Here is a 12,410-nt window from a genome sequence, read left to right on the forward strand (position 1 = left end):
TCATCGCGTGAAGCGGCGATTTATTAATATTACAATCCAAATTTAAAATGGAGAGACTCATGAGCGTACTAGTAGGCCGTCCAGCGCCAGATTTTACAGCTGCTGCAGTGTTGGGAAGTGGTGAAATTGTAGATTCATTCACACTAAGTGAAGCAATCAAAGGCAAAAAAGCGGTAGTTTTCTTTTACCCACTTGATTTTACATTTGTATGCCCGTCTGAATTGATTGCGTTTGACAAGCGTTACGACGAATTCAAGAAACGTGGTGTTGAAGTCATTGGCGTATCAATTGATTCTCAGTTTTCTCACAATGCGTGGAGAAATACGCCAGTCAATCAAGGTGGAATCGGCCCGGTTAAGTACACATTGGTTGCTGACGTTAAGCACGACATTTGCCAAGCGTACGACGTTGAACATCCTGAAGATGGCGTTGCATTCCGAGGCTCGTTCCTAATTGATGAAGACGGGCTAGTGCGCCACCAAGTAGTTAATGATTTACCTCTTGGTCGTAACGTTGACGAAATGTTGCGTATGGTTGATGCGCTTGCTTTCCACCAAGAGCACGGTGAAGTATGTCCAGCAGGCTGGACAGAAGGCAAAGCGGGTATGGATGCATCTCCTGAAGGTGTAGCGAAATACTTATCTGAAGAAGCTGACAAACTGTAAGCGTTTTTATTCAGATGAAAAAACAGCGCCTTTGGCGCTGTTTTTGTTTGGGTATATATTTGTACGAAAATTTTTATCTATTTTACTCTGCGTTTTCTGATGCCAGTGGCCATCCACCCAGTGCTTTGTAGCGATTTACCATCAAGCAAAATAGCTCAGTAGTTTTTTGAGCATCGTAAAGGGCGCTGTGTGCTTCACTTTGGTCAAAGGCAATACCTGCTGCTCTGCACGCTTTTACCAACACAGTTTGGCCCAAGGTTAACCCTGCTAAGCTCGTGGTATCAAAAGATACAAAAGGGTGAAACGGCGTGCGTTTTATATTGCAACGCTCGATAGCTGCGTTGACAAAACTCTGATCAAATGTGGCGTTATGGGCCACAATAACTGAACGCTGACAATCTGCATCTTTTTGCGCTTTTCTAATACCTTTACATAGTGCCTTCATGGCTTCTGTTTCATCAATAGCCCCTCTCAGTGCACAGTGGGGATCTATGCCATTAAACTCCAATGCCGCGGGCTCTAAATTAGCACCTTCAAAGGGATTAATATGAAAGTGAAAGGTCTGATCGGGCACTAAGTCTCCGTTGTCATCCATTTTTACCGTTACCGCTGCTAATTCGAGCAGAGCGTCGGTTCCCGCGTTAAAACCGGCTGTCTCTACATCAATGATAACCGGAAAGTAACCTCTAAAACGATGAGAAAGAAGGGGAGGAGTAGAAGACATAAACACTCTTGTGAAACAGATTCTTAAAGACTCGTCGATATATAAAACTTGGCTAACAGGCCTTTATATCAACGCGTGAAGTTGTGAATTATCGCAAGGATAGTGGTGAGTTGCCAGAGAGAATTTACATTAACACATTCAACTACGAGTACACTTTACCTCGTGTTTAGCAGTCAGTATTTTCTTTTTAATGTAAAGGTGAATCAGAAAAACTGGTTTGACGTAGATTTAAACACTAAACTTTTCTACACTTTGGGCGATAGAATAAGTACGCAAATACATTAGCGTGCATAGGTTCAACTTTCGGTTCTTGTCATTTAGGTCTTCACTATGGTGTCGAAATTAAAATATGTTGTTTTGGTAGGACTATTAAGCTCACTATCAACTCATGCGGCTATGCGACAGTATTCGGCCACTATTGAGAGTTCTAACTGGAAAGTAGACAACAAGAGTCGTTTACAATGCACGCTTAATCACGAACTGCCTGGCTATGGGGAAGCATTCTTTACTAGTGTAGCGTCTAAACAACTCAATATGGAATTTGAGCTTGATATGTACTCGCTGCCCAATAAATTCGAAATTGCTTCAGTTTATTCTGTTCCCCCTAATTGGATGCCTGGTGCTGCGCCTAAACCCATCGCAGATATGTCATTGCGCAAGCAGTACAATGGCGATTTACCCCAAGACGCAGCGTGGACCATGCTCTCTGAATTGGAAAAAGGGTATTGGCCGACCATTTATTATCAGGATTGGTACAACAAATACGACACCGTAAGTGTGGCGCTTAATGCCAGCAACTTTACTGGTGTATATCGTGACTTTGTGAAATGTGTATCGAACTTATTGCCTTATAATTTCGACGATATTGCTTATACCGTTTTATCGTACAAAAATAATAGTACTGAATTGACCAAGTATTCGCAGAAGCGCTTAATCATGATCGGTGAATATCTCAAAGAAGATAGCGAATTAGAGTTAGTCCTGCTTGATGGTTATACCGATAGTTATGGTGGACGCTGGAACAACGAGCAGTTGTCTATTCGCCGTGCCGATGAAGTAAAAAACTACCTTACCGCACTTGGTGTTCCTGAAGAGCGCATTCAGCTAACAGGGCACGGCGAGAAACGGCACATTGCACCTAATGACACGCGAGAGAATAGGGCGCAAAACCGCCGGGTTGTCGTGAGACTGTCTAAATCCTAGCGCAGCGCAGCCACACTTACGAGTAAAATAATTAGCACAAAGAAAGCTCTAACGAGGGCTTTCTTTTTCTTGCTTACGCCACAATTGCACTGGTGGAATGTGATCAGTAAATACACCATCAACGTTGAGTACGTCTTTAAGAGTATTTAAAAGTTGTGTGCCTGTCATGCCTTCAGGTAATGCATCGTGTCGGTATGTGTAGGGGTGAATAGTCAGTTGATATTGATGGGCGTACGCAAGCCAATTAACAGGCTTTATAGTACCTTGCTCATAAGCTGCTTCATCTAGTAAGTGTCCTATCCATGGACCAATGCCATTTGCATATTGCGCAACCGTCTTTAAACCTTCTTCGGTACGAAGCCAGTCGTAGTCCGTGTTACTTTCAGCCCAACTGTTTTCTCCAATCAGCATAACTACTTTGCCTGTGTAGTTAAGGGTTTCCCGAATGCGCTTTACTTCATTCAAGTCAAAGCATTGAAGATAACTATTTCCCTTAGCACCGCCAAAGCCATATTCATCTAAAGCATCAATAACAATCTTACTTGCATCCACACCTTCACTTAAGTGAAAAGCGGGCGACTTTACTTCGGGATAAACCCCAATATTCGTATTGAATTCGCGATTGAGTTCACGAATTAACTCAAAGTGTTCCATAAGTGTAGCAATGGTAAAACGTGCGTTAATTCCTGAATATCGATGGGGAAAAACTTGTTTTCCATTGTAGTTTCTTCGCTCTACGAGGTTTAGTTGACGAAGCTCGTCTAACGTAAAATCTCGCGCGTAATAACGCTTGTCATCTCTATGACGTTTTGGAAATAAAGAGGCTACATTAGACACAGTTTCAAGATGAATATCATGAAGTACCACAGGAATATTGTCAGCAGTAATAACGACATCTTGTTCAATAAAATCTGGACGCTGTGCAAAGGCGAGTGTTGTTGATTCAAGTGAGTGCTCTGGAAGGTAGCCCGGTGCACCGCGGTGGGCGATAATGGTAAAGTCACGCTTAGGTGAAGTACGCTTCGCGATCCCATCGTCTGCAAAACCAAATGAACTAACTACCATAGGCAGAATGAACAGTGTGGCTTTAATTGCAATCCAACATTGCCTTTTCTTCTTTTCGATAAAACTAGTACACATGTAACATTCAGTCCTTTTCAATATGATACTTTAGAGCGTATTGACCTTTGCTGTAAAAACGTACCGAAATGCTCAATAGGCTCTAGATTCGTTCTTTTTTATTTTGAACGTCAAAAGTTAAGGGTTGATTACAAGTGTTTATTTCCTTCAAATTATTCCCAATACGCGCTAATTGTTTTTGTTTTGAATTAGCTCAATGGCATAGCCGTCAGGATCTCGCACGAAAGCAATAACAGTACTGCCGCCTTTTACTGGGCCAGGTTTTCGATAAACATCAGCGCCGTTCGCCTCGAGGTTTTCACAGAAGCTATAAATATCATCAACCTCAATTGCAATATGGCCATATGCGGTTCCCTTCTCATAAGTGTTCTCACCCCAATTGTAGGTGAGCTCAAGCACAGTACTTTCGCTTTCATCGCCATAACCTACAAAGGCCAAGGTGTACTCATAAGCCTTATTTTCAGATTGGCGTAACAAGCGCATGCCCATTAACGTAGTGTAAAAATGTAGTGAAGCTTCCAAGTTTTCAACTCGAAGCATAGTGTGTAGCATTCGCATTTTTTGTTCCTTTGTTTTAATTACTTTGTCTTAATTATTTTGATAGTAGAGAACGCTTTCTTACTTGCTCGATTTATCAATTGTTCAAAAAATAGCGCAAAAAATAATCTAAAAAGCACTGGACTTAATTCAAGATACAGGGTATCTTCCCCGCGCTTTAGATATGTTTTACGCTTTTCCTATTACTGCGCTGTACCTTTCTTTTATTCCTTCAAATTGAAGTTTTATTCAGATAGATATACATCACTTTAGTGGTTCGGTTATGTCTACAGCTATTCCGGTGCTTAGCACCATCACATCAATTTAAAGGTTTTTTATTATGTCTAATTCAGTAAACGGTACAGTAAAGTGGTTTAACGAAGAAAAAGGTTTTGGTTTTTTAACGCCAGAAGCTGGCGGTAAAGATGTATTCGTACATTTCCGTTCAATTGCATCAGATGGTTTTAAGACGCTTTCTGAAGGCCAAGCAGTTAGCTTCGAAGTAGAACAAGGTCAAAAAGGCCCACAAGCTGCGAACGTAATCGTTCGATAGTTTAGTTCTAGAGCGTTTGAGCGCCTAAAAACTTAGTGCGCTCAAACGACTTTAATGTAGATTCTGCAACTATTTAAATGCTACTTCACTGTCAGCCAACAAGTATATGGCGGCAGCGTAAGCCGCAATATTTTGCGCTAGCTCATCTGGGTCTATTTTATCCAACGTATCATCAGGCGTGTGGTGTAAGTCAAAATAGTCTCTACCATTTTGTTCCAAACGTATAGTCGGCACACCTTTTTTTGCTAACGGGATAATATCCGGACCACCACCAACAACATCTGAACCCCCTCGTATAATACCAAGAGGCGATAGCATCTTTGCAATGTCATCAACTAATGCAGTGGCATCTTCATTGACATTAGAAGACAATTGCCAAATGGTTTGTGCACCAAAATCAGACTCCGTCGCCAATACATGATTGGCCAAGTTTTTCTCATGTTGCTTGGCATATGCAAATGCACCTAAAAGCCCCACTTCTTCTGCGCCAAACATGACCACGCGAATAGTGCGTTTAGGACGTGTAGGCAGTGTTGAAATAAGTGCTGCTGCGGCAGTTGTAATAGCAATACCTGCGCCATCATCCACTGCGCCAGTGCCTAAATCCCAACTGTCTAAGTGACCACCAATTAGCACAATTTCTTCAGGCTTTTCGCTGCCGACAAGGTCTAAAACCACATTGCCGCTACTTACTTCACCTTTCCATTTCGACTCAGAGTGCAGTGACAAAGACAATGGCTTACCTAAATTGTGTAAACGGCGTAGGTGGTCGGCATCGGGGTTAGAAATAGCAACAACGGGGATGTCTGCCCATTTATTACCTTCCTCACCACTGTTATTTGCACTCATCATTCCAGTATGTGGAAAGCGGTGAGAATCAGAGCCCACAGAACGTACTACTAATGCTTGTGCACCACCGCGTTGTGCATGTTGCCAGCCTATGCGACGACGTTGATTAGCTTGCCCATAACCTGCTCCAGTTTGGCTTTTTACCATAGGATCACCGTCTACAAACGCAATTTTACCTTTAAGCGCACCATCTTCTACATCAGTAAGTGCGTGAATATCTCTAAAGTAAACAATATCAGCGTTTATCGCCTTTTCAGATGGTGCACCTCCACCTAAAGCTGTGCCGTACAAATCTTGTTTGTAAGGCGAAGTGAGTGAAATGTGTAAATGACCTCTATCCCAGAAAGGCATAGTAAATTCTTCTATGCTGACTTTGTCAAAGCCCAGTTGCTTTCCTAGTTTAACCCCCCAGTCACGAGCCCGTTCTTCTGCTTCTGAGCCACCTAATCTAGGGCCAATTTCTGTAGTTAAAGATTCGACAATTTCAAAGCCTAAGTCACTCTCTAGAGCTTTCTCTATTAACTCTTCTGCCGTTTTTTTTGCTGTGGTGTGATGTGGGATGGGTTAGCTGCAAGGCCAACGCTCAGCGTGCTTAAAAGCGCGAAGGTTAACCCTTTCGCAATACCATTTACCTTTAGCATGTGTTCTCCGTTTATAGATATTATTTTTAACTATCATACTAACGAATAACGGTTGAGGATACGATGCACTTCATCAGTGATTTCGTGAATATTACCGAAGGCGAATGTAATACGGCAAAGCGCTGATTGGTAATTTAACGCTTTTTCGTGATGTTTCGCTGTAGCTTTTTCTCTTGTTCTCTTAGTACTTCATTAATGAAACTTTTTCTGCCGTACTGCTTTGTGATAATACACTTATCCAACGAAAAGCCTCGTGCTGGGCAGTATTCTCTTCCATAGAAGATAATTTGTAAGTGCAAATCGTTCCACTTTTCTTTAGGAAATAGGCGCTTAGCATCACGCTCGGTTTGTTCTACACTTTTCCGTTTGAAAGGCCCCAGCGGTACATCAGGCGATGAATATGCGTATCAACAGGGAAAGCGGGAATGCCAAAAGCTTGCGACATCACAACAGACGCGGTTTTGTGACCAACACCTGGCATGGCTTCAAGTGCGGCGAAGTCAGCTGGTACTTTCCCGTTGTGTTGTTTGATTATCATATCCGATAGGTGCCAGATACCTTTTGACTTCATAGGGGATAAGCCACAGGGTCTGATAATTGCCTGAATTTCTTCGATGGTTAGTTGCACCATATCATAAGGATTATCGGCTTTAGCAAACAGTTTTGGCGTTATTTGATTTACTCGTTCGTCAGTACATTGGGCTGACAATAATACGGCAATAAGCAAGGTGTAAGGATCTTTGTGATCCAAAGGTACAGGTACTTCTGGATAGAGTTCGTCGAGAATTGCAATAATGGCGTTTACTTTTTCTTTTTTGAAATCGGCTTGTGTATATCGGTCATTATTAAGTCGTCCATCGCGAACTCATCGTTATAAATATGTGGTGTGTAATTTATAGAGTATTAAGCATTATGTATTAAGCAAACGTTAGCTTTCAGCGGTTACTCGAGCGCGCTCTGCTTTAACTGCGGGGGCTTTTTCTTTAGAGGCTAATTTGGCATCTATAGTGTTCTTTACTGCAATCAGTAAGCCCATTCCTAAGAAAGCACCGGGGGGCAATATTGCAAGAATAAAAGGGTTTTCTGTGGCGAACAAAGTAATTGTCCAATGTTTTGCCACTGAACCAAATAATCTGTCTGCACCAGCAAAGAGTGTTCCGGCCCCTAAAATTTCGCGCATACCGCCAAGAATAACTAATACAGCAGTAAACCCTAAGCCCATCATTATACCGTCATAGGCGGCAGCTAGCGGTGGATTTTTGGATGCAAATGCCTCTGCACGGCCGATTATGGCACAGTTAGTTACAATGAGTGGAATGAATATACCTAACGCTAAATAGAGATCATACGTATAGGCATTCATTAACAATTGCACAATAGTGACAAACGCGGCGATGATCATGACAAAAACCGGTATGCGTATTTCATTTCTCACCACATTGCGCACAAGTGAAACAGTGACATTGCTACCAATAAGAACAAGGGTAGTAGCAATACCTAAGCCCAAACCGTTTATAAAAGTTGCTGTAACCGCGAGTAGTGGGCAAAGCCCGAGTAGTTGCACTAATGCAGGGTTGTTCTTCCACAAACCTTGAAGCGAAAGATCTCGATAATCAGTCATGTGATGAACTCTCCAAACGCTCAATATTTTTTGGACTCTCTGTGCTCTGTGTACTCTCTGTACTTGACGTATTAACCGCTATTGAAACAGCACCACAAGCATTGGGCTGGCTAAATAAGCTATCGCGATTAGCTTGAGCAAAAATAAGTGCGCGTCTTACTGCATTCACTACCGCTCTAGGGGTAATTGTTGCGCCGGTAAACTGGTCGAAATCCCCACCGTCCTTTTTTACTTGCCACGATGACGTATTTTCATTATCAAATTGTTTCCCGGTAAACGACGTTATCCAGTTACTAACCGCAAGTTCAACTTTGTCTCCCAACCCTGGCGTTTCTTTGTGATCGACAACGCGTACACCCAGTACCGTCATATCTATACTTACACCAATAACCATATCGATATTACCGCTATATCCATCAGGCGCGGTGGCTTCCAACACTAATGCTGAAGGAGCTCCCTGCATTCTTGCGCGATAAATTTTGTGTGGTTTTTGTATGTCACCTTTAGAAGAGCCTAGTTCAGGGGCACTTATAATGGTGCAGTCTGCATAGAGGGCATTGTCGTGATAGGTATGGGGAACCACATCATTCAATATGCTCAAGAGCTTTTGCTTCTTTTGCTGTTCTATTTGGTCTTGTGTACTGAAGAATGTTAGTGCAATTAGACCGGTTGTAACTACCGCAAACGCACCAAGCATTCCGCCGTTTTTCAATAAACTATCTTTAAGCATAGGTGACTACCTCACTTACGTTTGGCATGGGCAACGGACTTGCCATAAACACGAGGGCGTGTGTAATAATCGATAAGTGGTACGCACATATTCATAATGATAACGGCGAAGGCGATAGCATCGGGATAACCCCCAAAAGTGCGAATGATCACTACCCAAAAACCAATGGCTGCACCAAAGATAATACGTCCCTTTGGCGTTGTTGATGCAGATACAGGGTCGGTGGCAATAAAGAAGGCGCCAACCATGACAGCACCATTTAATAAATGGAAGAGAGGAGAGCCATAGTAATCGCCATCAATTAAGTGTAAAAGCGCAGCACACAGTGCAACACTGACTAACATGCCTCCTGGGATATGCCAGCTGATCACGCGGGTTTTCACAAGAACAAGGCCACCGAGTAAATAGGCTAAGCTAACGATCCCCCAACCTGCGCCAGCAGCATCAAACACACCGCCATCAAATACCGGCTTCATTAACGATTCAGTGTACGTAACGCCTTGTGTTAGCCCCGTTTTAACCGTATCTAGAGGCGTTGCCATAGTTACGCCGTCAGCAATGGTTTTTAACTGCGTAACATCATAGCCACTGGTGGTGAACCCGGTAAAAATAAGTGACAACGAATCAAAAAAATCAGGTGAAACTGAAGCATGGCTTGCCGGTGGTAGCCACAAACTCATCGCAGCCGGAAATGAAATAAGCAACACTACGTAGGCTATCATTGCAGGGTTGAATAGGTTAAAGCCCAAACCGCCATAGACTTGTTTGGCTACCGCAATGGCAAAGAACACACCGATAACCGTCATCCACCAAGGAAGGGTAGGTGGAATACTGATGGCGATTAGTAACCCAGTTAATACCGCACTATAGTCAGTTAACGTGCGTTCAATAGGACGCTTGCGCAAAAATAGAATAATTCCCTCAATTACCAATGCGCTGACAACAGCAATAGTTGCTTGAATGAGCATTCCCCATCCAAATATGACAGATTGAGCAAGCATTCCCGGTAGCATGGCGTAAATTACCAAGCGCATAACTTGACCAGTGTCGCGTTTAACCCGTTGGTGAGGGGAACTTGAAAGGCTTAACTTCATTACGATTCGTTCTCTTTTTCGGCGGCTGCTTTTTTAGCTTTTGCCTTTGCTATTGCTGCGGCAATTCTCGCTTTTTTCTCATCGGCTTGATTAGTTGAAGCACGTTCTGAATGCGTATCAGGTAAGGTTGAACTCAACGATTCATCAGTAGGTTTCGTTGTTTGGTTTATTGCTTCCTGTGCCGCTTTTTTTGCCTTTGCTTTGGCAACGGCTGCAGCAATTCGTGCTTTTTTCTCGTCTTCAACCCCATTGGCTTTCTCAAGTGACGTCGCCTTTTCTACTTCCGGCGTTGAATTTGGCATTTCATCGTCAAGTGATTGCTCACTTTTGGTTAAATCACTACTTGAATCTGGCGCAGACAAAGCTTCTTGAGCGGCTTTTTTGGCCTTCGCTTTGGCCACTGCAGCGGCTATTCGCGCTTTCTTTTCATCATTGCGCTGTACTGTTTCAGCACTGTGTTCATCAGCTGCTGAGTTCCCACTGGGCGTACTCATATTGTCTGACATTGAGCTATCAGCTTCATCTTTTGACTGATCACGCTGTGGGCCACTCTCGTCAAGCTGCTGTGCCTTTTTGGCCTTTGCTTTGGCAACGGCTGCGGCAATACGCGCTTTCTTTTGCTCAGCTTCTGATACTTGATGAGAAGGCTGCTCGTTACTCAATTCGTTATTTTGTGTTGACTTACTATTTGATACACCGGTTGTATCTGAACCATCTTTGTTAGCGGCTTGGGCCGCTTTTTTCGCTTTTGCTCTGGCAATAGCGGCTGCGACTTTTGCTTTCTTGTCGTCTTGTTCGGCACTTGCGTTATTTGTATCGTTTACACTATTCGCATCGCTTAGACTATTTGTATCGCTTACATGCTTAACATCGTTTGTGTTATTCGCGTCGTTTTCGCTAGTTGTTGCTGCATTAAGCTGTGCTTGCTTTTTCGCTTTTGCTCTCGCGATAGCGGCTGCAACCTGCGCTTTTTTATCGTCAGCAGCTTGTACCTTATTAGTATCCGTACCAGCTTGAGAAGCCGAATTGTTACTAGCAGTATCGCTATTTGCCTGCATGGCCGCTTTCTTCGCTTTGGCTCTGGCTAATGCTGCTGCCACCTTGTCTTTGGCAGCACTATCACTAGTGTTTACTTGTTCTGAAGAAGCTTGTTCTTTCACTTTGTTGGCTGCTAAACGCGCTTCTTTGGCTTTGCGATGTTTCGCTTCTCGTTCAAGCTTTTCTCGCTCTAGGCGCTTTTTACGTGCTTCAAAACGCTGCTTAGCCTTTTCGGCCTTATTCTTTTCGTCGCGCTGAAGTCTAATTTCTGACTTGGCTTGTCGGTAATAGTGCACTAACGGAATTTCACTTGGGCACACATAGGCACAAGCACCGCATTCAATACAATCGAATAGATCGTAGTCTTGTGCTTTCTCTAATTCTTTAGCTTTGGCGTGCCAAAACATCTGTTGAGGTAATAATGACACTGGGCATGCATCGGCACACGCACTGCACCTTATGCAAGGGCGCTCAGCATTGTCATCAACCAATTCTTTTTTTGCCGGAACCAATAAACAATTGGTAGTCTTTACAACGGGTATTGTCGCATCAGATAACGTAAACCCCATCATTGGACCACCCATGATCACTTTGGGCGATTTCTGCTTACGCGCTTGATATTTTGCTTCGTTGAGCAAGTGTGATACTGGCGTACCAATGAGAGCTTTGTAGTTGCATGGGCTTTCCACGGCTTCGCCCGTTACCGTAACAACGCGCTCTATTAGAGGTTTGCCATGTAAAATAGCATCAGCAATTGCATAGCACGTACCCACGTTAAACATCATCACGCCAACGTCAGCGGGCAAGCCATTACGAGGAACTTCTCTACCAGTTAATACTTGGATTAGTTGCTTTTCGCCACCTGCGGGGTACTTGGTTTCGACAGTGACTACGCGGTATTCCTTCTTATCCTGACAGGCAATAGTCAACGCTTCTATGGCTTCGGGTTTATTGTCTTCAATAGCAATAACAACGGCTTTAGGGCCTATAAGGTGAGAGAGAACATCCAGCCCTTGGCGAATTTGCCAAGCATGCTCACGCATTAGTCTGTCATCAGACGTGATGTACGGTTCACACTCAACACCGTTTAATACCAAAAATTCCACAGGCTTAGATGTAGAGGTTTTAATATGAGTTGGAAAACCCGCACCACCCATACCTGATATACCCGCTTGGCAAATTATTTCGATTAATTCGCTTTTACTTACATCCAAGAAGTTTGAAATAGGCGTTAATTCGCACCATGTATCTAATCCGTCTGGTCTAATAGAAATACACATTTCTGTAAGGCCGCTAGGATGAGCGACGACATGCGGCGCGATTGCTATAACTTCGCCGGAAGTTGGTGCGTGAACCGGCACAGAAAAAGGGGAAGTACTGTGTGATAACACTTGGCCTTTGAGTACGTTATCACCCACTTCCACACAGCTTGCACCTTCAGCGCCAATATGTTGGCGAAGTGGTATAACAAGCAAATCAGGAAGGGAAGGTGTTGCAATCATCTGTGTATTTGACAACGACTTTTTGCCGTCAGGATGAACGCCGCCAGGGAAAGTATGCATTTTCCCTGCTTCTAGGTTTTTTAAAATCGATTCAAAACTTGGATACATCACAA

Annotated in this window: 11 protein-coding genes and 1 pseudogene; 3 read left to right on the forward strand and 9 right to left on the reverse strand. The window is 43.4% G+C overall.

Annotated elements, in window-relative coordinates; translation table 11 throughout:
• Window positions 1-59: 59 nt before the first annotated feature.
• Window positions 60-665, forward strand: coding sequence for a peroxiredoxin (locus tag EYR97_RS04760; protein ID WP_131092668.1), 606 nt, complete (start codon window positions 60-62; stop codon window positions 663-665).
• A gap of 82 nt (window positions 666-747) precedes the next feature.
• Here EYR97_RS04760 and rnt read toward each other — a convergent pair whose 3' ends face one another.
• Complete coding sequence (gene rnt / locus EYR97_RS04765; protein ID WP_131092669.1) at window positions 748-1,389, reverse strand: ribonuclease T; 642 nt, start codon at window positions 1,387-1,389, stop codon at window positions 748-750.
• 330 nt (window positions 1,390-1,719) lie between these two features.
• Between rnt and EYR97_RS04770 the strand changes: the two genes are divergently transcribed.
• The gene (locus EYR97_RS04770; protein ID WP_131092670.1) at window positions 1,720-2,592 is read left to right on the forward strand and encodes an OmpA family protein; all 873 of its coding nucleotides are present in this window, start codon (window positions 1,720-1,722) and stop codon (window positions 2,590-2,592) included.
• 48 nt (window positions 2,593-2,640) lie between these two features.
• On the opposite strand, the gene glpQ is transcribed toward EYR97_RS04770, so the two are convergent.
• Both glpQ and gloA read right to left on the reverse strand, forming a co-directional pair.
• Entirely contained in the window at window positions 2,641-3,732 is a 1,092-nt protein-coding gene (gene glpQ / locus EYR97_RS04775; protein WP_131092671.1) for a glycerophosphodiester phosphodiesterase, read from the reverse strand.
• Window positions 3,733-3,900: 168 nt separating this feature from the next.
• Window positions 3,901-4,290 (reverse strand): lactoylglutathione lyase, encoded by a 390-nt coding sequence (gene gloA / locus EYR97_RS04780; protein WP_131092672.1) that lies wholly within the window; start codon window positions 4,288-4,290, stop codon window positions 3,901-3,903.
• Window positions 4,291-4,609: 319 nt separating this feature from the next.
• Between gloA and EYR97_RS04785 the strand changes: the two genes are divergently transcribed.
• Entirely contained in the window at window positions 4,610-4,822 is a 213-nt protein-coding gene (locus EYR97_RS04785) for a cold-shock protein (protein WP_131092673.1), read from the forward strand.
• Between the two features lie 69 nt (window positions 4,823-4,891).
• Here the strand turns inward: EYR97_RS04785 and EYR97_RS04790 are convergent.
• The 6 genes and pseudogenes from EYR97_RS04790 to rsxC form a co-directional block, all read right to left on the reverse strand.
• Window positions 4,892-6,312: pseudogene (locus EYR97_RS04790) on the reverse strand (M20/M25/M40 family metallo-hydrolase).
• A gap of 352 nt (window positions 6,313-6,664) precedes the next feature.
• Window positions 6,665-7,063: an endonuclease III gene (gene nth / locus EYR97_RS22180; RefSeq protein ID WP_242634897.1), complete on the reverse strand. Its 399-nt coding sequence runs from the start codon at window positions 7,061-7,063 to the stop codon at window positions 6,665-6,667.
• Window positions 7,064-7,240: 177 nt separating this feature from the next.
• Window positions 7,241-7,933 (reverse strand): electron transport complex subunit E, encoded by a 693-nt coding sequence (locus EYR97_RS04800; RefSeq protein WP_131092675.1) that lies wholly within the window; start codon window positions 7,931-7,933, stop codon window positions 7,241-7,243.
• Complete coding sequence (gene rsxG / locus EYR97_RS04805; protein WP_131092676.1) at window positions 7,926-8,663, reverse strand: electron transport complex subunit RsxG; 738 nt, start codon at window positions 8,661-8,663, stop codon at window positions 7,926-7,928. Before rsxG ends, EYR97_RS04800 begins: the two co-directional genes overlap by 8 nt.
• A gap of 11 nt (window positions 8,664-8,674) precedes the next feature.
• Window positions 8,675-9,757 (reverse strand): electron transport complex subunit RsxD, encoded by a 1,083-nt coding sequence (gene rsxD, locus EYR97_RS04810; RefSeq protein ID WP_131092677.1) that lies wholly within the window; start codon window positions 9,755-9,757, stop codon window positions 8,675-8,677.
• Entirely contained in the window at window positions 9,757-12,405 is a 2,649-nt protein-coding gene (rsxC, locus tag EYR97_RS04815) for an electron transport complex subunit RsxC (protein WP_131092778.1), read from the reverse strand. The genes rsxD and rsxC overlap by 1 nt, the downstream gene beginning before the upstream one ends.
• Window positions 12,406-12,410 lie beyond the last annotated feature (5 nt).

This window comes from Alteromonas sp. KUL42, assembly GCF_006538325.1.
GTDB lineage: Bacteria > Pseudomonadota > Gammaproteobacteria > Enterobacterales > Alteromonadaceae > Alteromonas.

Excerpts from the sequence above, each read along its gene's own strand:
- EYR97_RS04760 (WP_131092668.1), top strand. The coding sequence starts at position 60 with ATGAGCGTACTAGTAGGCCGTCCAGCGCCAGATTTTACAGCTGCTGCA.
- glpQ (WP_131092671.1), bottom strand. The coding sequence starts at position 3,732 with ATGTGTACTAGTTTTATCGAAAAGAAGAAAAGGCAATGTTGGATTGCA.
- rnt (WP_131092669.1), bottom strand. The coding sequence starts at position 1,389 with ATGTCTTCTACTCCTCCCCTTCTTTCTCATCGTTTTAGAGGTTACTTT.
- gloA (WP_131092672.1), bottom strand. The coding sequence starts at position 4,290 with ATGCGAATGCTACACACTATGCTTCGAGTTGAAAACTTGGAAGCTTCA.
- EYR97_RS04770 (WP_131092670.1), top strand. The coding sequence starts at position 1,720 with ATGGTGTCGAAATTAAAATATGTTGTTTTGGTAGGACTATTAAGCTCA.
- rsxD (WP_131092677.1), bottom strand. The coding sequence starts at position 9,757 with ATGAAGTTAAGCCTTTCAAGTTCCCCTCACCAACGGGTTAAACGCGAC.
- EYR97_RS04800 (WP_131092675.1), bottom strand. The coding sequence starts at position 7,933 with ATGACTGATTATCGAGATCTTTCGCTTCAAGGTTTGTGGAAGAACAAC.
- rsxG (WP_131092676.1), bottom strand. The coding sequence starts at position 8,663 with ATGCTTAAAGATAGTTTATTGAAAAACGGCGGAATGCTTGGTGCGTTT.
- rsxC (WP_131092778.1), bottom strand. The coding sequence starts at position 12,405 with ATGTATCCAAGTTTTGAATCGATTTTAAAAAACCTAGAAGCAGGGAAA.
- EYR97_RS04785 (WP_131092673.1), top strand. The coding sequence starts at position 4,610 with ATGTCTAATTCAGTAAACGGTACAGTAAAGTGGTTTAACGAAGAAAAA.